General features: G+C 43.4%; 23 protein-coding genes and 2 tRNA genes. 2 read left to right on the top strand and 23 right to left on the bottom strand.

The window, feature by feature from the left end:
* Window positions 1-224: 224 nt before the first annotated feature.
* From gap to rsgA, 11 genes are all read right to left on the bottom strand, one after another.
* Window positions 225-1235, bottom strand: coding sequence for a type I glyceraldehyde-3-phosphate dehydrogenase (gap, locus tag H7T97_RS08675; protein ID WP_003003093.1), 1011 nt, complete (start codon window positions 1233-1235; stop codon window positions 225-227).
* 279 nt (window positions 1236-1514) lie between these two features.
* Window positions 1515-3596 (bottom strand): elongation factor G, encoded by a 2082-nt coding sequence (gene fusA, locus H7T97_RS08670; protein WP_003003071.1) that lies wholly within the window; start codon window positions 3594-3596, stop codon window positions 1515-1517.
* Between the two features lie 303 nt (window positions 3597-3899).
* A complete protein-coding gene (gene rpsG, locus H7T97_RS08665) occupies window positions 3900-4370 on the bottom strand; it encodes a 30S ribosomal protein S7 (protein ID WP_003003105.1) in 471 nt (156 codons plus the stop codon).
* Window positions 4371-4389: 19 nt separating this feature from the next.
* On the bottom strand, window positions 4390-4803 hold the full coding sequence (rpsL, locus tag H7T97_RS08660; protein WP_003003125.1) for a 30S ribosomal protein S12: 414 nt from the start codon (window positions 4801-4803) through the stop codon (window positions 4390-4392).
* Window positions 4804-5008: 205 nt separating this feature from the next.
* Complete coding sequence (locus tag H7T97_RS08655) at window positions 5009-5545, bottom strand: hypothetical protein (RefSeq protein ID WP_023919222.1); 537 nt, start codon at window positions 5543-5545, stop codon at window positions 5009-5011.
* Window positions 5546-5568: 23 nt separating this feature from the next.
* Window positions 5569-6384, bottom strand: coding sequence for a pur operon repressor (gene purR / locus H7T97_RS08650; RefSeq protein WP_037599408.1), 816 nt, complete (start codon window positions 6382-6384; stop codon window positions 5569-5571).
* A gap of 135 nt (window positions 6385-6519) precedes the next feature.
* A complete protein-coding gene (locus H7T97_RS08645) occupies window positions 6520-7464 on the bottom strand; it encodes a 3'-5' exoribonuclease YhaM family protein (RefSeq protein WP_150906852.1) in 945 nt (314 codons plus the stop codon).
* Window positions 7451-8701 (bottom strand): DNA recombination protein RmuC, encoded by a 1251-nt coding sequence (locus H7T97_RS08640; RefSeq protein WP_023919228.1) that lies wholly within the window; start codon window positions 8699-8701, stop codon window positions 7451-7453. The genes H7T97_RS08645 and H7T97_RS08640 overlap by 14 nt, the downstream gene beginning before the upstream one ends.
* A gap of 1 nt (window position 8702) precedes the next feature.
* Complete coding sequence (locus H7T97_RS08635; RefSeq protein WP_023919229.1) at window positions 8703-9335, bottom strand: thiamine diphosphokinase; 633 nt, start codon at window positions 9333-9335, stop codon at window positions 8703-8705.
* On the bottom strand, window positions 9328-9987 hold the full coding sequence (gene rpe, locus H7T97_RS08630; protein ID WP_023919231.1) for a ribulose-phosphate 3-epimerase: 660 nt from the start codon (window positions 9985-9987) through the stop codon (window positions 9328-9330). The genes H7T97_RS08635 and rpe overlap by 8 nt, the downstream gene beginning before the upstream one ends.
* A gap of 14 nt (window positions 9988-10001) precedes the next feature.
* Entirely contained in the window at window positions 10002-10880 is an 879-nt protein-coding gene (gene rsgA, locus H7T97_RS08625) for a ribosome small subunit-dependent GTPase A (RefSeq protein ID WP_023919233.1), read from the bottom strand.
* 248 nt (window positions 10881-11128) lie between these two features.
* Between rsgA and H7T97_RS08620 the strand changes: the two genes are divergently transcribed.
* Window positions 11129-11211, top strand: a tRNA-Leu gene (locus tag H7T97_RS08620).
* A 4-nt stretch (window positions 11212-11215) separates the two neighbouring features.
* Window positions 11216-11304: transfer RNA gene (locus tag H7T97_RS08615), tRNA-Ser, on the top strand.
* A 44-nt stretch (window positions 11305-11348) separates the two neighbouring features.
* On the opposite strand, the gene rsmA is transcribed toward H7T97_RS08615, so the two are convergent.
* From rsmA to H7T97_RS08555, 12 genes are all read right to left on the bottom strand, one after another.
* Window positions 11349-12224, bottom strand: coding sequence for a 16S rRNA (adenine(1518)-N(6)/adenine(1519)-N(6))-dimethyltransferase RsmA (rsmA, locus tag H7T97_RS08610; RefSeq protein WP_023919235.1), 876 nt, complete (start codon window positions 12222-12224; stop codon window positions 11349-11351).
* Between the two features lie 19 nt (window positions 12225-12243).
* Entirely contained in the window at window positions 12244-12957 is a 714-nt protein-coding gene (locus H7T97_RS08605) for a hypothetical protein (protein ID WP_049471809.1), read from the bottom strand.
* An 88-nt stretch (window positions 12958-13045) separates the two neighbouring features.
* The gene (locus H7T97_RS08600; RefSeq protein ID WP_049471810.1) at window positions 13046-14455 is read right to left on the bottom strand and encodes an SseB family protein; all 1410 of its coding nucleotides are present in this window, start codon (window positions 14453-14455) and stop codon (window positions 13046-13048) included.
* 132 nt (window positions 14456-14587) lie between these two features.
* Window positions 14588-15178 carry a ribonuclease M5 gene (rnmV, locus tag H7T97_RS08595; RefSeq protein ID WP_192832127.1) on the bottom strand — a complete coding sequence of 197 codons (591 nt, stop codon included), beginning with the start codon at window positions 15176-15178 and terminating at the stop codon, window positions 14588-14590.
* Window positions 15150-15920, bottom strand: coding sequence for a TatD family hydrolase (locus H7T97_RS08590; RefSeq protein WP_049471812.1), 771 nt, complete (start codon window positions 15918-15920; stop codon window positions 15150-15152). Before H7T97_RS08590 ends, rnmV begins: the two co-directional genes overlap by 29 nt.
* Before the next feature lie 125 nt (window positions 15921-16045).
* Window positions 16046-16180 (bottom strand): 50S ribosomal protein L34, encoded by a 135-nt coding sequence (gene rpmH / locus H7T97_RS08585; protein ID WP_003003086.1) that lies wholly within the window; start codon window positions 16178-16180, stop codon window positions 16046-16048.
* Window positions 16181-16327: 147 nt separating this feature from the next.
* Window positions 16328-16957, bottom strand: a complete 630-nt coding sequence (locus tag H7T97_RS08580; protein WP_201090052.1) for a ribonuclease P — start codon at window positions 16955-16957, stop codon at window positions 16328-16330.
* A 75-nt stretch (window positions 16958-17032) separates the two neighbouring features.
* Window positions 17033-17980, bottom strand: coding sequence for an RNA-binding cell elongation regulator Jag/EloR (jag, locus tag H7T97_RS08575; RefSeq protein WP_195529314.1), 948 nt, complete (start codon window positions 17978-17980; stop codon window positions 17033-17035).
* 15 nt (window positions 17981-17995) lie between these two features.
* Window positions 17996-18811 carry a YidC/Oxa1 family membrane protein insertase gene (locus tag H7T97_RS08570; protein ID WP_037599411.1) on the bottom strand — a complete coding sequence of 272 codons (816 nt, stop codon included), beginning with the start codon at window positions 18809-18811 and terminating at the stop codon, window positions 17996-17998.
* Between the two features lies 1 nt (window position 18812).
* Window positions 18813-19154: a ribonuclease P protein component gene (gene rnpA, locus H7T97_RS08565; protein WP_003002960.1), complete on the bottom strand. Its 342-nt coding sequence runs from the start codon at window positions 19152-19154 to the stop codon at window positions 18813-18815.
* 78 nt (window positions 19155-19232) lie between these two features.
* Window positions 19233-19910, bottom strand: coding sequence for a CPBP family intramembrane glutamic endopeptidase (locus tag H7T97_RS08560; protein ID WP_023919246.1), 678 nt, complete (start codon window positions 19908-19910; stop codon window positions 19233-19235).
* Window positions 19911-19995: 85 nt separating this feature from the next.
* Window positions 19996-20889 (bottom strand): TDT family transporter, encoded by an 894-nt coding sequence (locus H7T97_RS08555; RefSeq protein WP_023919248.1) that lies wholly within the window; start codon window positions 20887-20889, stop codon window positions 19996-19998.
* Between the last annotated feature and the right edge of the window lie 142 nt (window positions 20890-21031).

The following is a 21031-nucleotide window of genomic DNA, read 5'->3' as shown; positions in this document are numbered from 1 at the left end:
TTGTATGGTATTTTTCTTTTTCTTGAGCGATTTCCATTGGCTCCTTTCTCTACGACCTGTAATCGCTTTCATTTTCTTGTATTAGAAATCTCCAATCAAGAATAGGATACCCTAATCTATTTAGCACTGTCAATCTATTTTGGCAATTCCTATAATATGATGAGAAAGCCCTAAAAAAAGTACAAAAAAAGAGGAGGTTTCCCTCCTCTCATCATACACATGAATTATTTAGCAATTTTTGCGAAGTATTCAAGAGTACGAACAAGTTGTGCAGTGTAAGACATTTCGTTGTCATACCATGAAACAACTTTAACCAATTGTTTACCGTCAACGTCAATAACTTTAGTTTGAGTTGCGTCAAACAATGATCCGTAAGACATACCTACAACGTCTGAAGAAACGATTGGATCTTCAGTGTAACCGTATGATTCGTTTGAAGCTGCTTTCATAGCTGCGTTCACTTCATCAACAGTAACGTTCTTGTCAAGAACAACTACCAATTCAGTAACTGATCCAGTTGGAACAGGAACACGTTGTGCAGCTCCGTCCAATTTACCGTTCAATTCAGGGATAACCAAACCGATTGCTTTAGCAGCACCAGTTGAGTTAGGAACGATGTTAGCAGCACCAGCGCGTGCACGACGAAGGTCACCTTTACGGTGTGGACCGTCAAGGATCATTTGGTCACCAGTGTAAGCGTGGATAGTAGTCATCAATCCTTCAACAACACCGAAGTTATCTTGAAGAGCTTTAGCCATTGGAGCCAAGCAGTTTGTAGTACATGAAGCACCTGAGATAACTGTTTCAGTACCATCAAGAATATCGTGGTTAGTGTTAAATACGACTGTTTTAACATCTGATCCACCAGGAGCAGTGATAACAACTTTCTTAGCACCACCAGCATGCAAGTGTTTTTCAGCAGCTGCTTTAGTAGCAAAGAAACCAGTTGCTTCAAGAACGATTTCTACACCGTCGTTAGCCCAGTCGATTTGTTCTGGATCGCGTTCAGCAGAAACTTTAACGAATTTACCGTTAACTTCGAATCCACCTTCTTTAACTTCCACAGTACCGTCGAAACGACCTTGAGTTGTATCGTATTTCAACAAGTGTGCAAGCATAACTGGATCTGTAAGGTCGTTGATGCGTGTAACTTCAACACCTTCTACGTTTTGGATACGACGGAAAGCAAGACGTCCGATACGACCGAAACCGTTAATACCAACTTTAACTACCATTCGTGATTTCCTCCTTATGAAAATCAAAAAAATTTTTTGTGAAAAGAGTAACTTGACACAGCGCCAAACATCTTTTAACAGTCTCTATTATATACTTTATTGCATTAAAAAGCAACTATTTCCCAACGAAAAGCAAGATTTATCATAGATCACCACCTCTTTTATTAAAGTTTTTCACAAAGTCTTGATCGATAGGAAAAGCGCTATTTTACTTGTACTCACTTTTGGAACAAAGAAAAACTCTTCCCAAAGTGGGAAGAGTTTTTAAGCATTGGTAAATTAAGCTTCACCTTTAGCTTTTTTAATGATTTCTTCTTGTACTGATTTTGGTACATCTTCGTAGTGGTCAAATACCATCATGAAAGTACCACGTCCTTGAGTTGCAGAACGAAGGACAGTAGCGTAACCGAACATTTCAGCAAGTGGTACATAAGCACGAACGATTTGGCTTGCACCGTGTGCTTCCATACCATCTACACGTCCACGACGAGCAGTTACGTGACCCATAACATCCCCAAGGTTTTCTTCAGGAACTGTGATGGTTACAAGCATCATTGGTTCAAGGATAGCTGGTTGTGCAGTCTTAGCAGCTTCTTTAAGCGCAAGAGATGCAGCGATCTTGAAGGCAGTTTCAGATGAGTCGACATCGTGGTATGAACCATCGTAAAGCTTAGCTTTCACGTCAACCATTGGGTAACCAGCAAGAACACCGTTTGCCATAGATTCTTGAAGTCCTTTTTCTACTGCAGGGATGAATTCACGTGGAACCACACCACCGACGATAGCATTTTCGAACTCGAATCCTTTACCTTCTTCGTTTGGAGTAAATTCGATCCAAACATCACCAAACTGACCTTTACCACCAGATTGACGTTTGAAGAATCCACGTGCTTGTGTAGAAGCGCGGAATGTTTCACGGTAAGATACTTGAGGAGCACCAACGTTAGCTTCAACCTTGAATTCACGTTTCATACGGTCAACAAGGACATCCAAGTGCAACTCACCCATACCAGAGATAACTGTTTCACCAGTTTCAGGGTTTGTTTCAACGCGGAATGTTGGATCTTCTTCAGCCAATTTTTGAAGGGCGATACCCATCTTGTCTTGGTCTGCTTTAGATTTAGGCTCAACCATCAATTGGATAACTGGTTCTGGAACTTCGATTGATTCAAGGATGATTTTTGCTTTTTCATCTGTCAATGAGTCACCAGTTGTAGTATCTTTCAAACCAACGGCAGCAGCGATATCCCCAGAGTAAACTGTTTCGATTTCTTTACGAGTGTTGGCATGCATTTGAAGGATACGTCCGATACGTTCACGTTTACCTTTAGAAGTGTTCAATACATATGAACCTGAGTTCAAGACACCTGAGTAAACACGGAAGAATGTCAAACGACCTACGAATGGGTCAGTCATGATCTTGAAGGCAAGAGCTGCAAATGGCTCTTCATCAGATGCTGGACGTTCTTCTTCTTCGTCTGTATCTGGGTTTACACCCTTGATTGCAGGGATATCAAGTGGGCTTGGAAGGTAGTCAAGGACCGCATCCAACATCAATTGAACCCCTTTGTTCTTGAAGGCAGAACCACAAAGTACTGGGTAGAACTCAACGTTGATTGTAGCTTTACGGATACCAGCTTTCAATTCTTCGTTAGTGATTTCTTCCCCTTCAAGGTATTTCATCATCAAGTCTTCATCAGTTTCAGCAACTGCTTCAACCAATTTTTCACGGTATTCTTGAGCTTGTTCAAGGTATTCAGCTGGAATATCTTCTTCAAGGATATCTGTACCAAGGTCGTTAGTATAGATTTCAGCTTTCATCTTAATCAAGTCAATGATTCCGCGGAAGTCATCTTCAGCACCGATTGGCAATTGAATTGGGTGAGCGTTTGCTTGAAGACGGTCATGAAGTGTGCTTACTGAGTAAAGGAAGTCAGCACCGATTTTATCCATCTTGTTAGCGAATACGATACGTGGAACTCCGTATTCAGTTGCTTGACGCCAAACTGTTTCAGTTTGAGGCTCAACACCTGATTGTGAGTCAAGAACGGTTACAGCACCGTCCAAAACGCGGAGTGAACGTTGAACTTCGATAGTGAAGTCCACGTGTCCTGGTGTGTCGATGATGTTTACACGAGTGTCTTTCCATTGAGCTGTTGTAGCGGCAGATGTGATAGTGATACCACGTTCTTGTTCTTGCTCCATCCAGTCCATTTGTGACGCACCTTCGTGAGTTTCACCGATTTTGTGAATCTTACCAGTGTAGTAAAGGATACGCTCAGTTGTAGTTGTTTTACCAGCATCGACGTGAGCCATGATACCGATATTACGAGTTTTTTCAAGTGAAAATTCGCGTGCCATGAGGTTTGTTTCTCCTATATTTTTTATTTCTATATTCTATTATAACATGATTTAATAAAAACGGATAGGCAGGACCTACCCGTTCTCAGTGTTTTCATGCTAAGTTTTGGTTCCAACTTGTAAGAAGAGTTGAATTGGGTTCAAGAGCTGACGAAGCTTAATTGAACTCGGGCTAAAGTTAGTTAGCCGATTTGAGCCGGAACGGGATGCTGTGTGAAAAAGATAAACTTCCTTGTATTCATCGAATACTGCGTCAGTTTCCTATTTTCACTTTGCATCCTTGCCGTTCCTAGCATCATGATCTTACCAGCGGAAGTGTGCGAATGCACGGTTAGCTTCAGCCATACGGTGAGTATCTTCACGTTTCTTAACAGCTGCACCAGTGTTGTTCGCTGCATCCAAGATTTCTTTTGCAAGACGATCAACCATTGTGTGTTCACCACGTTGACGAGCGATTGTTACCAACCAACGAAGTCCAAGTGTTGTACGACGTTCTGGACGAACTTCAACTGGGACTTGGTAGTTAGAACCACCGACACGGCGAGCACGTACTTCAAGTACAGGCATGATGTTTTCCATAGCTGTTTCGAATACTTCAAGAGCATCGTTTCCAGTAGCTTCTTTAATTTGTTCGAAAGCTCCGTAAACGATTGAAGCAGCTGTACCACGTTTACCATCAAGCATAACGCGGTTGATAAGACGAGTAACTAATTGTGAATTGTAAAGCGGATCTGGCAATACATCGCGTTTAGGCGCACGGTTTTTACGACTCATTTTTCTTTATCCCCTTTCCTTATGCTTTTGGTTTTTTAGTACCGTATTTAGAACGGCCTTGTTTACGATCGTTTACACCTGCAGTATCAAGTGCTCCACGGACGATATGGTAACGTACCCCTGGAAGGTCTTTTACACGTCCACCACGAAGAAGAACCACGCTGTGTTCTTGCAAGTTGTGTCCGATACCTGGGATATAAGCAGTTACTTCGATCAAGTTGCTCAAACGTACACGGGCAAATTTACGAAGGGCAGAGTTAGGTTTTTTAGGTGTCATTGTTCCAACACGAGTTGCAACACCACGTTTTTGTGGTGAAGAAACGTTTGTTTGAACTTTTTTATGACTGTTGTAACCAACGTTCAAAGCTGGTGATTTAGATTTTTCTACTTTTGATTTACGCGGTTTGCGAACCAATTGGTTAATTGTAGGCATCTACATTCTCCTGTGAAATTTTTTATTTTTGGTGATGGTACACTTGGTGACAGCTACCATCTGTGTGTACTTTTGCAACATTTGTCAGCACGTCCCTGTACACTCTTGAGAGACCAAAAGTAAAAAGTACCGTCTATTATTATAACATGACGGCACTTTGATTGCAAGATGTTTTTTTATTTTTTAAAGAAGTCGAAAAAGTTCATTATTGACCAGGTTCAGCAGGTACTTCTGCCCCTGCATCTGCAGCCGGAGCATACTGTTGTTGCTGTTGTGGTTGAACTGTCGCATTGGCTTCAGCTACTCCAGCGTTGGCATTAGCGTCTGTTTGAGTCTGCTGCGTTGCCGCTGTGTCACTCTCATAGGTCAGTCCATAATAGTTAGCGATGTATTGGATACGGGCATCAAGCGATTGCTTTTGAGTCGCATCTTTGACTTTCTTCACAGCAGCTTGGGCAGCGTTCACAGAATCTTGACTTGGGGTTGTTTCCATTTGAACGACTGCTTTTTCAGCAGCTTCTGTATTTTTCTTTTCTTCCTTCTTTTCTTTTTCTTCCTTTGTTTCCTTTTTCACTGGAAGGGAACCTGTTTTTTTAGCAGGTTGAATTTCTGTCGTTACCTGGGCAGCCGTATTCTTTTTAACGGTATACAAACCAGCTACCAATATAAAGGATAGAGACAGAACTGTCACCAAGCGAATCCACAAAGGGCTATTATCAAATCGATCTAAAATTCTTTTCACTTTTTGATCCTCCTTTGCTGCTCTTAATCAAAGATATTCCCAACTTCGACACTCAATTTATTTTCTTTTACATCGATGTTGGTCACGCGCAATAAGGATTTGTGTTCAAAGAATTCACGGTCGGTTGCAGCATTATCCGCAAAGACAGCTACTCCTGCTAATTCAGAATCAAATTCAGACAAGAGGCTGACCATCCCGTTAATCGTTCCGCCACCTTTAAGGAAGTCATCGACAATCAAGACCCGGCTTCCTGCTTTTAGGCTCCGTTTTGAAAGGAACATTTTCTCAATGCGATCCCCACTTGAGCCTGAAACATAGTTGACACTAACGGTTGACCCTTCTGTGATTTTCAAATCACGACGGACAATGACGAATGGAACATTCAAGACATTAGCTACTGCATTGGCTAGTGGAACTCCCTTGGTCGCTACGGTCATGACAGCATCAATCTTCTTATCTCGGAAGGCTTTGGCAATGATGCGTCCGATCCGATTCAAAATCTTCGGATTGCTCAAAAGATCAGACAAGTAAATGTAGCCACCAGGAAGGATACGATCACTTTCAGACAGTTGCTTGCAAAGATCCTCAACGATTTCTTTGGATTCTTGATCTGAGATAGACGGTGTAAAGATCACGCCTCCACCAGCTCCTGTAATGGTCTCAATATTTCCGATTTCCATCTCTTCAAAAGCCCGCTTAATAATCACGATATCTTCTGAGATGGAAGACTTGGCAGACTCATACTTTTCCGCAAACGTATTGAGGCTAGTCAATTCATAGGGATGGTTGATCAAGTAATTAGAAATTACGACCATCCGTTCACTTCTTCTTAATTTCATTTTCTCACCATGTAGTTTTTTCTATCATTATACCATAAGAAGCGAAAAAAACGAACATTCTGATTTACAGAAGGCCGTTTTTTCCTGATTATTTTATTTTTGGCAGAATCATTCCCGTATTTATCTCTGTTTTTACTAGTCGAGATTCGGTTTATAGAAGGAACGATTTTCCATAGCGAAGATTTTATTGGTCATCTCGCCAGGACCAATTAAGCCAAGTGCTGTTGTCATCATCATCATTTCCGCATCCAAATTATCGATCATATGAATAATCTCTGCTTCCATGATTTTTGGACGAACGGGACTACCGTATTCGAGCAAGCCATGGTGACTCAAGATCACATGGCGAAGGACGATCACTTCTTCTTTTTGATCATCAATCTTCAAGTCTTGCAAGACCTTGGTGATTTCTTCATCGATCAGTGCAATGTGGCCGATGAGGTTGCCTCGAACAGTGTATTCTGTATTTTCAGGTCCCGTCAACTCAATCACTTTGGCCAAATCGTGTAACATAATCCCTGCAAAGAGCAAGCTCTTATTCAACTGAGGATAGATATCGCCGATACTATCTGCCAAGCGGACCATGGTCGCTGTATGATAAGCGAGACCTGCTTCAAAGGCATGATGGTTGGTTTTAGCAGCTGGATAGCTATAAAACTCTTTCTCATATTTCCCATAGAGGGCACGGACAATCCGTTGCCAAACTGGATTTTCAATTTTGAAAATCATGTTTGACAGGTATTCATGCAATTCCTTGGGATCTACTGGTGGTTTTTCCTTGAAGTCTGCTGGATTGTTGGGCTCTCCTGCTTGTGGCAAGCGCATATTCAATTGATTAACTTGCGGAGTATTATTGTAGACCTCCCGACGACCAGCCATATGGACCACGCGCCCAGCTGTAAAGCTCTCTACATTGTGAGGTTGGGCATCCCATAGTTTACCTTCGATTGTACCGGTCTCATCCTGGAAGACAAAGGCGAGGTAGTTTTTCCCGGCCCGCGTTTGACGCACTTCTGCTGACTTGATCAAATAGAATCCTTCGAACAATTCATCTTTTTTCATTTGGTTAATTTTGACCATCATCTTCTCCATCTTCTATATATACATCTAGTCCCAGCAGGTCCTCATCGCTTTCGATTTGGCGGAGTGTCCGCTCGATGGCACTGGTCCGTCTGGTTAGCAAATCATCAATATTATTGGAAGCATTCTTTAAATGGCGCTGAGTCTTGGCCAGAATCCCTCCAAACTTATGGAATTCTGATTTGACCGATCCCAACACCTTGCTAATGTCATCTGCACTCTTTTGGATGTTGAGCGTTTTAAAGCCAACAGACAAGGAGTTCAAGAGGGCTGATAGCGTACTTGGCCCAGCCACTAAAATTTGTTCGTCCCGACGCAAGCGATCGAAGAATTCTGGATTGCGAACCACTTCGGAATAGAGGCCTTCAGTTGGCAAAAAGAGAATTCCGAAATTCGTTGTCGCTGGTGGAAAGAGGTATTTTTGTTGGATATCCTTAGCAAAACGCTTGATACTAGCAAGAAGGGCCTTGCGGTAACGCTCGATCTCCTCTTTCTCTCCTGATTCATAAGCTTCTTCCAGACGATAGTAGTCTTCCAGTGGGAATTTAGAGTCAATCGGCAGATAGACTGGCTCCTCTCCTTGTCCTGGAAGCTTAATAGCATACTCCACGCGCTCACTGGATTGGGGAACGGTGACAAACTCCCGCTCATACTGGGCTGGGGTCAAGATATCTTCAATGATTTGACCCAGCTGCAATTCGCCCATAATCCCACGCGTCTTGGTATTGGAGAGAACTTTATTAAGGGTTCCGACATCCCGCGCCACCGTCTGCATTTCTCCTAGCCCTTTGTTGACCGACTCCAATTGTTTTGAAACCGTCTCAAAGGAGGTCTGTAAGCGGTGCTGCAAGGTTTTCTCCAATTTTTCTTCTACCGTTTGGCGCATCTGTTCTAGCCGCACTTCATTGGACTCTTGGATCTGGCGCATGCGCTCATCTGTTTTGTCCCGATTTTTAGTAAAGTGCTCGTTCATCTCAGCGCGCAGAGCCGTCGTCTGCTGGTGGATCTCCACTCGCATCTCGGTTAAACGATCTGTCAGAGCGATCTCTAACTGCTGATTGGCAATCTGGCTTGCTTGTCTTTCTTTTTCAAAACGATAGTCCAACTGGTCTGTCAAATGATCCTCATGGTCTTCCAGCAACTCTCTTAAAGCCGGTCTTGTATCATCTGACCGTTGCAAGAGATAGATGAGGAGGCCCAGATTGAGCAGGCCAATCAGAAGCAGAATGATATTCATATTAACCTCTGTCTTTACTATAAACAATGACAAGATAGCCACGGTCAAGACTCACTTGAATCGGTTGATCCAAAAATTCATTGGAGCCATACATGGCCTTCAAAAAATAATTCTCCTGATGGAGCGGATACTTGGCTCCTGTAATCTCTAGGTGGCCTTGTCCGACAGGCATAAAGCCAACATAAGACATGGCTGGATCTGGCTGAATCTCATGGCAACCAGCTGGTCTGTAGATCAAGCGATTTTGACCATCGACTAATTGGATCTGCTCCATGTAGGGAGCTAGGTCTGGATCGGTCGGCAAAAAGATATTGGACAAAAAGTGATCCAAGCGACCACCAAAGGCACCGTAAACAGTGACAACAGCATCTGGATAGGCCTCAAAGACCGCTTTCAAGGCCAATTCCAAATCCGTATCATTCTTTTCAGGAACGGACTGAACAACCTGCTTGGCTTGGGTTCGGATCTGATGCAAATCAGTCTCAGAGACAGAATCGAAATCCCCCACAGCTATATCTAAAGGCAGGCCTTGTTCCAGTAACTTCAAACAGCCACCGTCGACACCTACGTAAAGCTCTTGATCTTTTGGCAAGAGCGTGCTGTCACCTCCTGCCAGTATTGCGATGTTACCCATTTACAGCATCTCGGAGCGTTTGAACGCGCTCATTGACCTCCCCATTAAAGACATAAGAGCCCGCTACAAAGACATTGGCCCCGGCTTCTTTTGCTTGGGAAATACTTTGAGCATCAATTCCACCATCCACTTCGATATCAAAGTCTAAACCTTTTTCTTCACGAAGAGCGACTAATTCGCGCACCTTGTCCATGGTTTCAGGCAAGAAGGCTTGGCCACCGAATCCTGGATTAACGGTCATAACCAAGACTTGATCCACCAAGTTCAAGACATGTTTGATACTGTCTACAGGAGTCCCTGGGTTGATCACGACACTAGCCTTCACACCCGCTTGACGAATTTTTTGAAGAGCTCCGTGGATATGAGGAGTAGCTTCCACATGGATGCTGATGATGTCAGCACCTGCACGGGCAAATTCTTCGATATGGTGTTCGGGATTGGTGACCATCAAGTGGCAATCAAAGACCAACTTGCTATGCGGACGCATGCTCTCTACGACACCAGCTCCAAAGCTGATATTGGGCACAAAATGGCCATCCATGACATCGATATGGGCATAGTCAGCTCCAGCTGCTTCTAAGCGTTTCAATTCACTTTCAAAATTGGCATAATCTGCACTCAAAATTGAGGGTGCAATTTTCATTGTTTTCATCGTTGTAGTGTCTCCTATTTTGGCATTTTTTTCGAAACTTTTTTATAGGTTTCGCGACGGTTTTCAATCTCACTTAGAAATTGCAAGTAATCCTCATAACGGAAAGGCGCAATTTCCTCTCTTTCAACGGCTGGTTTCACCGCACAAGCGGGCTCATGCGTGTGGGTACAGGTACGAAATTTACAAGAGTGGCTCACATCGGCGATCTCTGGGAAGGCTTGATTTAAGTCTTCGCTGGTCGTCACTTCATAATCGAGGGAGGAGAAGCCAGGCGTATCTGCGATCTTTCCTCCATTTAAATGGTAAAAGCTGACAGCTCGGGTCGTGTGTCGACCGCGCCCCAGACTATCTGAAATCTCACCCGTTTCAAGCTCCAGATCCGGAGCGATTTTATTGAGCAAGGTCGATTTTCCTACACCGGTCTGTCCCATAAAGACCGTGGTTTGATTGGTCAAAAGGGGCAAGAGTTCCTCAATCGACAAGACAAAGTCGTAGCCAATAGCCTGATAGATTCCTTGGTAGTATTGGATGTCTTCCATATCTTCTAACAAGTCCAGTTTTGAAATATAGACAATGGGATGAATCCCCTTGTGCTCCAAAAGAACCAGAAAACGGTCTAAAAGATTGGCATTGAAATCCGGCTCCTTCGCTGACATGATCACTACTGCCTGATCAATATTGACAATAGGAGGACGCACGAGGCTATTTTTTCGAGGCGCAATGCTCAAAATGTAGCCTTCCGAATTCTCTTCAGCAGAGAACTCCACCTGATCCCCCACATAAGGAGTCTGTCCTTTTTTTCTAAAATTTCCACGAGCCCGTGTCTGGTAAATGTGACCGTCTGACTCCACGTAGTAGAAGCCAGCCAAGGCCTTGACGATTGTTCCTTGCAAATCGCACTCCTTTGAGATTAATACTATCTATTATACCAAAAAATGAGAAATAAGGCTGGATTGCTTGATAATAAAAAACGAAAAGTGAACCTCTCCGAACGCTTTTAGAAACGAATAGGTTCGTTTTTTAAACGGATAGAAACAGAAGACGGAGTATCCGTTATGACTTGTCTTTTAGCAGAATTCGGGAAAGGGCACCTTCCTTTTTTTCCTTGGCATTTTTCCTAAAAAGTGTATAATAGAACTATGCGGAGGTGGTGGAACGGCAGACACGCATGCTTCAGGCGCATGTGCCCCTTCGGGCGTGAGGGTTCAAATCCCTTTCTCCGCATCTTGGAAAGGTGGCCCAGCTCGGTACGGCACCGGACTCGAAATCCGGCAAGTGGATTTTCTTCACGCGCGGGTTCAAATCCCGTCCTTTCCTTCTACAAAAACAAGACATGAGCTACGAAGCTCATGTCTTTTCTGTTATTTTATTCCTACTTCTAGAAGGCCATCTGCTAGGCGAGCGAAGTCTTCTAAGCTCAGAGCTTCTCCTCGTACAGAAGGTTGCAGGCCTGCAGCTTGGATTCCTGCTTCCAGTTTGGCTTTGATTTCTTCGGTCTTGCCAAAGCGACTAGTCAAGTTGTTCCAAAGTGTTTTGCGGCGGTGGACAAAGCTAGCCTTGCTGACAGAGAAGAAGAAATCTTCATCCTTGACAGCTACTGCTGGTTCTTCGCGACGGACCATCTTCAAAATGGCAGAGTCGACGTTTGGTGCTGGCACAAAGACGGTGCGAGGCACGATAAAGGCTACCTTAGCAGTCATATAGTATTGGACTGCAATGGATAAAGAACCATAAGCCTTGGTGTTGGGCTCAGCCGAGATGCGGTCTGCCACCTCTTTTTGCATCATGACCACAAATTCTTGGAAAGGAATCTTGGATTCGATCAAGTGCATGAGGATGGGAGTTGTGATGTAATACGGAAGGTTAGCCACCACCTTGATCGGAAGGTCTGGATTTTTAAACTCTGCGATGTACTGGTTGAGGTCTACCTTGAGGATGTCTTGGTTGACAACTGTGACATTATCAAAATCCCGTAAGGTATCCGCCAAAATAGGAACCAAGCGGTCATCGATCTCAAAGGCCATGACTTCTGCGGCATTTTCTGCCAAGAACTCAGTAAGTGCCCCAATCCCAGGACCAATTTCGATGACATTGACCTGCTTATCGATCTCTGCCGTATCCACAATTTTTTGAAGGATGTTGGTATCGGTCAAAAAGTTTTGACCGAAGGATTTTTTAAAGGTAAATCCGTGACGCTCCAGCACTGCCTTGGTCACGCTATAATCTGCAATTCTCATGTATTCTCTTTTCTATTTATTAGCTAAAAACAATATATAAAACCCACATAATTCCTAATGCCAACAAAATCCAAAACACTAAAAGAACACGAGACTTGTTCCCTTGTGAATCGGCTCCAGTCATATCGATCGCTTTCTTATCTTCTTGGGGGTTCATTTTCTTCAGTTCATCCTGATAGGCAACCGAATCTAGAATATTGTCTTCTGGCAATAATTCTGAAGCATAATAATCAGGAAAGCCCATAGCAAGACCAATTAAGTTCTTTTCTGTCAAAGAAAAATCTAAATCTTTGGGTTGATTTTCCCGAATAGCTCGTATATTTTTTAACAGTTTATCAGAAACAACAGACACTTGGTCCATAAAAACAACATCTAAGACATCAAATCCGAGCACATCACCATCTTTTACGTTTGCAAGAATATAACGAACAAAGGCATCATATAATTGTAAGGTCTGAGAAGCATTTTCTTCTAAAAAAGACCGATTTTGGAGGGCGTTTTGCTGGAATTTTTCAATAGGAAGCAAGATATCTACATTCTGCTCTTGGTAAAATCTTTCTGCTTGTTCTTCATCTTCTTCAAGTTCTTCTGCTGTTTCCCAGAGAGCAATAGGAGCTTTTAAATCTTCTTCATCCCAAAACAATTGCCAAAAATAAGGTATCGTGTAAATTCCCTCTGTTAAGATACGAGCTTCATCTCCGTTTTTTAAGTAAATATAACTTCTATTCGCCATTCCATTTCCTTTCAAAATCTTTGAAAAAGGGTAGTGGTTCAGGTAAGATGTAGATAAAACTATATAGTTTCCCAATGAAAGAAACTCTCTAATCTTTATCTCTGCCTTCTAGTTCCTCACTAAACTTTTGCATTTCCTTAAAAGCTGTTAGGCTAACATAGGCACCCGCTTCATAATACTCCGTTGGATTTATGGCATAGTCAAAGCCTTCAATCATGCCACCAGCTTCTTCAATCATGCCATTCCACTTTTCATCAAAGACCATTCGCAGACGTTTCCAATCAGTAAATACTGGCACAGAATTGCGCCCATCTTTTCCTTCTCTGACTGGGATGCTGAACTTAGCGTCTTCTTTCAATACAAAGGAGTTGGCTCCCTGACTCTTATCGGGGAATCCCGAAGTAGCATTTAAAGGAATGAGGAGTTTGGCTTTTGGCATGGCTGCTGAGAAGAATTTATAATAGAGCTTATATATTACTTCTTCGTCATCTGTTGTAGGCTTATCCATCTGCCCCATCAACAGCATCCATCTTACAATATCAGGATTCATAACAGGAACTTGTATCTCTGGTAGGTTCGAAAAATCTGGTTTCTGAACCAAAACAGAAGCACTAATGCTGACTTCCTTGGTATTAAAGGCTGCTCCCAAAGCTCCATTTAAGTAAAAGGCTGTCCCAAGAAAATTCTCAATTCCTTTTTTATCTGCTGTATTTTCAATCAGTTTCACAACTGAATTTGGTCGACGATCAATGGTTTCCTTAAATTGGTGATACCAACGCGGCGTATATAGCATGATCATCGGGTCTGAACAGAGATAGCCCTCTTCACCTTTATCATAGGTCGTTGAGAAAAGATACGCTTCCCCCGTTTTTTCTGAAAAGACCGCGTAAATCGAATCTGCTGCTAACAACTTGTCCTTGACGATTTCTGCTAGGCGTTCTAGCTTTCGAGTGTTAGCTTGATAGCTTTCTTCACTTTCAGTTTTCTGATTTTGACGGCACTCCCATAAAAAGAGGCGCAATATTTCTATGCTATCATCAAGACTAGCGGCTTGATAGTCTTCATTGGACATTTGACCTTTTTGGACAATTACAAACGCGTTATAAAGAGCATCTGTATAGCTTGATAGCCGTTGTTCCTCATCGACACCATAACTATAGAGAACACTTCCCTTTTTAAGATTAACCAAGGAAGTTTCCATATCGATGACCAAATGAGCTAGAGATTCATCCGTGAGAACATCTACATCCTTATTTTGATTAATGAGTTTTTTCACGACTACAGAACCAAGAGCGTCCATACCTTGATCGGGATTGCAAAATTGCAGACAATCCCCAACCTTGAGTCCGCCCTCTAAGCTCCCAATAATCAATAACTCATTCGTCTCCTTTATCGGAAATAGTTCTAGAACTCCCAAGCATGTTTTGTCAATTGACTCTACTGTTTTGTTTGTTGCTTCAGTTGTTTCTGTCTTTTTTAAAAAATCGAAGATTCCCATAAATTATCCTCATTATCTACACTCATAACAAATCCTATGGAGTCACTTTTCTAATGCTTGCAACCAAGCCTGATTAAACCGTATATACTTACTTCTATTGCGTCATCTTCCCCTTGCTTTTGGGGGAGTTTCTCAATTCTCATAACTTTTCATGGTAGCTTCAACCTCAGCCAAACTAATTCCAAACAACTCCAAGCGTTTGAGTAATTGCTTGCCATTGCAGTAGCCGATGCGCAAGGCTTCTCCTAGATATTCCCGCCGTTTGCGACTATCGCTTCCCATCAACAGTCCAAGCCGCATCAAGTCGGTCTTTGTGATATCAAAGAAATTTTCATCTTCGTAAGACCCGACCAGTCCAGCTAGGGCTTTTTCTAAATCTTCAAAGTTCGCATGCTCCACTCCAAGAGAACGCCCCTTGGTCTTGGATTTGGGGACTGCTTCACCACGATTTAAAAAGGCATGTTTGGCTTGGGGCACCTCTTGCATAATGATCTTGCGAATGCGCTCGCCATTATAGTCTGGATCGGTAAAGACAATGACCCCACGCAACTCTTGCAAGGTAGCAATTCGTTCCAAGTCATCTTGATCGATCGCAGAGCCTCGCGTTTCATAGGTATCCACCTCATAAAAACGACGGAGATTGGCTGTGTCATCCTTGCCCTCCACGATAATCACTTCCGGTATTTTTCTTTTCTCAGTCAAGGCCAAATACCTTTCTTGCATTGTCATAGGTTGCCTGAGCCACTTCTTCTGTTGTTAAGCCACGTAGTTCTGCAATAAAATCTACCACATAACGAGTGTAGGCTGTTTTATTTTCTCGACCACGTTTGGGAACTGGTGCCAGGTAAGGGGCATCTGTTTCAACCAAGATCTTGTCTAACGGAAGGCCAGCTGCCGCTTCTTGGACATCTGTGGCTTTCTTAAAGGTCACCACTCCAGAAAAGGAAATCATCATTCCCAAATCCATGAAGCGTTTCGCTTCTTCTAAACTTCCTGAGAAAGAATGCATGATCCCACCGCGAGGACCAACTCCTTCACTCTTGATGATGCCATAAGTATCTTCTAAAGCATCGCGTGTATGCACCACAAAGGGGAGGTCCAAGTCCTTAGACAATTGAATCTGACGACGAAAAACCTTTTCTTGGACATCTTTTGGTGCCGTCATCCAGTGGTAATCCAGACCGATTTCTCCGAGTGCGACAACTTTGGGATGTTTTAGCTGTTCAAGTAAATAGGCCTCCACTTCAGGAGTATAATCGCCTGCCTCAGTGGGGTGCCAACCAAGCGTGAGATAGAGTTCTGGATGCTGGTCTGCCAACTCCATGGCACGCTCAATCGTCGGTTTGTCAAAACCAACGATATTGTGGGCTACAACACCCATTTCCTTGGCCAAGTCGAGCTCTTCTTGTTCTTTTCCTGCGAATTCTTCCACATTGAGATGGGTGTGGGTATCAAAAATCTGCATGATCTTCCTTTTCTTCCGAGTTTTTCTTCTTTCTATTATAGCAGAAAGCGCCTCTAAATTCACTTTCGGACAAAACAAAAACCAGTAGTCTCGAGTTTCTACTGGTTTTTAGGTTTTTATCTGAATTAGGCAGCCAAAACTTTGCGTCCTTTACGACGACGAGCTGCCAATACGCGACGACCATTTTTAGTTGCCATACGGTGACGGAAACCATGTTTGCGCGCACGACGAAGTTTACTTGGTTGATAAGTACGTTTCACGATGAATACCTCCTCATAGATTTTGTATTCGTTTAGCCGGCTAGTTGTGATCAGTTACTAAACATACTTTACTATTTTATCGGATTCGACTCTATTTGTCAATAGCTATGGCAAAATTGTTGCAAATACAGGTCGGAGAACACCTTTCTACACCTGACGGGTTGCCAAGTAATAGGGTTCCAGAGCCACCAGCGCCTCTTGCAACTGATCCAGGATATTCTCTAGGGAACTCTCCTCAACTAGAGAAACATCGTATTTGACGAGGACCTTACGAACCGTCCCTTCTGCTACTCCTTGCAACAGATCATGGCGATTCTTTTCTGTTCCTTCTACCCTTTGACTCTCTCCATTTTTCTGGGCGAAATAATAAACTGGCTGAGTGATGGGTATGGTGAGAACCATTTGTTGTTTTTGAAGGCTCTGCTCATCTTTTTTTCGCTCGATAAAACTCACCTCTAAGGAAACTCCAAAATCAACTGCATCTCCATAGAGCCTCAATGCAAACATAGGCTCTGCCATCGTCCCTTCTCCTTTTAGATAGGCCCAAAAATGAGCCCGCAAGACCTGGGCCTGGTTCATCCATTGACTGGTCCGATCTTGCTCCAAGTAGGGGTGGCGCTTCTGAAAGGCTGAGACCAAATCGGTGAATTCCTTACGAGCCGCTTGAGCTAGGGCACGATACTGCTCCATCTCCGATGCTAGCACCCCTGCCTTTGCTGGAGCCAGGTATTTCATTCCTTGAAGCTTTAAAAACTCTCGAATCGCTGCAAATGCCATCTGCTTCCTTTCTAAACCTAAAAAAGGAGAGATCGGCTCAATCCCGTCTCTCCCTTATAGGAAATAATAGCTTGATTATCCTTCGATGTCTACCACTACGTAACGGTTTGGTTCTTCCCCTTCAGAGTAGCTAGTGACTCCTTCCATCTTAGAGACAATACGGTGAATGATTTTGCGTTCACTGTTTGACATCGGATCTGTCTGTTGGGCTTGCCCATCTTCGAGGGCACGCGTTGCCAACTTCTGAGCATAGCTTTGAAGAACTTCCGCCCGGTGTTCTACATAGTCATTAACATTAATGGTAATGTAAAAATTCTTTGAATAGCGGTTATAGAGGTAATTTTGTGCCAATAGTTGAAGAGCCTTCAAGACTTTTCCGTGGTAACCAATGACACGTCCTGGTTCATTGGTATCAATTTGCATATTGACCGTACGGCGGTTGTGACTACTTGAGATGGTCGCATCCACATCCATTTCATCGACCACTGTTTGAACATAGGCTGTCACATCATCTACGACTTCTTCGATATTGTAGTTTTCCTCTACCTCGATCCCAAGGTTTGAGAAATCAGACTCGCTTGATTCTTTTGCCACTGGTTCTTTGACTTTTTCAAGGATATGTTCATGCCCTTTTTCTTCAAGAACGGTATCTGCTTCTTTGTCATGTTTCAGGATTTCTGTCTTGATTTCTTCAGAGACAACTTCTCCTTCTTCTTCGACCTTTTTGATCGCTGCTACGACGCGTCCGAGATCGACCGTTGCTTCGCTCACCGTCTTAACCGGTTCGTTTTGCGCATTGATCTCATCTGGGACACCTTTGACAGCTTTTTGATTGGCTTTTACAACCGTTGTTTCTGCAATGGGTTCAATCTCTACTTGGGCTGGTTTTTTCCCAAACAAGCCAAGAAAACCTTTCTTTTCACGCGCTACAACCGTAATATGTGCCTTCATACGAGGAATATCTAAATCGTTCAGACCTTTTTGAATCGCTTCTTCAACAGTTGCTCCAGTATATAGGACCATATGTCCACCTCTTTCTTATTTTTTCTTTTTCTGTGCTTTGTTTAGGGCACGGCGTTTTTGTTTTTCCATGTCGCGCGAAGCTTGCTCTTTTGCTTCACGCTCTGCAATAATCTTGAAGGGGTTGTTCAAGAGATAGGTTTGCCCGACTTGGTAAGCATTGGAAGTCACCCAGTATAGTGCGACCCCGCTGGCTGAGAACAAGGCAAAGAAGAAGATCATCACAGGCATCACATACATCATGGTTGTCGCACTACCATTGCGCTCTGGCATGGCTTTATTTGTCAACCAACTGCTGAAAAATGTGAAGAGTGCTGCAAGAACCGGCAAGATATAAGTCGGGTCGATCGCACCAAGGTCCAACCAAAGGAAGTGACCGACTTTAAGGAATTCGACACGGCTCAGCGCTTGGAACAAGGCCATCAAGACCGGCATCTGGATCAAGAGAGGAAGGAAGGCTGAAGACGTTTTGACGCCTTTTTCCTTGTAAAGGGCCCGCATCTCTTCAGAAAGCTTAGTCCGGCTATCGAGATCCTTCCCAGGATACTTAGCTTGCAATTCCTTGAGGAGGGGTTGAATTTCCTGCATTTTGCGGGTTGAATTCATTTGATATTGGAAGAGAGGCAAGAGGACCGTCCGAATCACAATGGTAAAGACGATAATCCCTACACCGATACTTCCGCCAAAGGACAAGAAGCGGATGGCTTCTGCAAAGAAGTAGACGAAGCGTTCCCAACCACCTGTCGACTGAGCTGTCACTTGAGAAGTTCCACAAGCTGTCAAGACCAATAAGGCCGCTCCAAATAATCCAGTTAACTTCAGTTTCTTTTTCACATTATTCCCTTTCTTGGTAGACATGCGCTAATTTTAAGACATGTACAAGATTTTTCTCTACTTGATGAAAGTCGAGCTCCTCCACTCCTTTACGAGCAATGACAACAAAATCATCGGTCGTAAGGAAGGCTTGGTGTTTGATCAAAACATGGCGAATCAAACGTTTGATGCGATTTCTGGTCACAGCATTTCCCAGTTTCTTACTAACAGACAGGCCGACTCGAAAATGCGGTTGGTCTTTGCGCAAGCGGTAAACAACGAATTTCCGATTGGCAACATTTTGACCACTTTTAAAAATAGCATTAAAATCTTTGTCACGTTTGACGCGGTAGCTTTTTTTCAAACCTCAACTCCCTCTTTTAAATTTATTCTATTATACCATATTTTCAAAAAAAACCAATCTCACTCAGGAAATCGGTTGCTACTTAAATACAGATAAAAGTAAAGGCAAGGTGTAGTAGAGATTGAGCAAGATATGAGCCAAAATAGGGGCAAGGAGCGTCTTGCTCCGATAATACAGGATCCCAAAAATCACACTCGGCAGGAGATAGATGATAGAAGCTCCCAGCGAAAAGGGATTGTGGAGAAAATGTAAGCCACTGTAGATGAGGGCTGGAAGCCAAATCTCAGCATAGAGTTTCCAGCCTTTGAAGTAGGCATTCACCAAGGCTCCACGAAAGATCAGCTCTTCTGTCACCGGCCGTATGATAACCATTGCGATCACTAGGATAAGCACCCCTGTGGGGCTAATTTCCCGTGGAAAGAGACTCAAAACGGCTGCCCGTCCTTGAACAAAACCACTGATGAAGTAGTCCAACCAGTAGACCAAACAAGCCGCAAAAACGGCTTCTATCAGAGCTTGAAGGGGGTTCTTTCCCAGCTTAAACTGCGCTTTTTTAGAAAAACGGTAGACCAAAAATCCTGTAAAGACTGCATAGAGGCCTTCTAGGCCAAATAAGGTCCAATAATAGCTATTGGCGCTTGCTACACTGTTGGAGACATACTGGGCCAAGGGGCGAAATTGAGACCGAACATAAAAATAAAACAAGAGCAGAAAGAGGGGATACAGCAGTGAGAGCTTTCCTTTGATGAATTTCATAGATACCTTTCCTATAAAGTATGACAAATCGTATAGTGCATCTTACCATAATCGTGACAAGGTTTCAATGAAAAAGGATGCCTTCCTACTCTCTGAGATAGGCCACATAACCACCTAGGACAGCGACTAAAATCAAGAGACAAAGAAGAGTTTCCAGCCATACGAGAGCTGTCAAGAAAGGTAGTTGCAACAAGCCTTGGGCCATTTTCAAAGAGGTCGCTGTGATGACTGTTGGAAAGGTCAGGGCTGAAAAAGCAGGTTGAAAACCTTCTGTGATCATTTTCGGTAGGCGCGTCAAAACAAAGAAATAAAAACCTTGCGAGGCCACCACCATGATCAGTAAGAACCAGGTGGGCAAGCTCGCTCCACCCACACGAACCAGGGCTGCTAAAAGAAGAGAAAAGGGAGCACAATAGATGCCTTCTTGCCCCAACAGATGACTGGGTAAGGGGGACTGCTTCAAATCATGATAGATAAGGGGATAAAGAAGAAAGGTCAAACCAAAACCAATCACTAAAGCGAGATAAGCAATCTCCCTTATTCCCACAACGGGATAGGTCAAAGCTGCTACTGCAATGCCCACATAGAGAACGGTCCAACTGGGAGTGGCATTGGCTCTTGGTCGCGCTAGGACATGGGTCTTGGTAAAATAGAGAATTAAGCCCAGATCCAAGAGAAAGGCAGACCACCAGACCAACTGTGATAGACCCCCAAAGGCGGGAAAGAGGCGCAAAAGATAGGTGGATAAAATCATCCCTGCCATGGGAAAAGTCGCCATCCCAGATAAAAGAGCTGGTTGTTGGAATTCTATCTTGGTTTCTTGCCAGCGAATCGCATGATAAACTACAAAGAAAAACCAGAAGAACAAACCTGTCAGACTAAAGGCGTGAGCAAGGAAGGGTAGCGAGTCTGCAAGAAGGTTTCCAGCGCCAACCAGTCCTAACAGACAGCCTGAAAATACTAAGGGGATCTTTTTCATCGGGAGCTCCAATCATGTTGTCGCTTTCAGTATACCATAAAAGAGAAGGAAGCAGGATAAAAAAAGAGAGTGGGACAGAAATCGGTAATTCGTTAGAATTCGATTTCATCGTCCCACCTCCGCACAGTTGAGTAGGGCTGTA

Origin of the sequence: Streptococcus parasanguinis, from assembly GCF_016648925.1 — a bacterium.
Lineage (GTDB): Bacteria > Bacillota > Bacilli > Lactobacillales > Streptococcaceae > Streptococcus.
The sequence above is the reverse complement of the archived record's forward strand: the minus strand, read 5'-3'. Positions and strand labels throughout refer to the sequence as shown.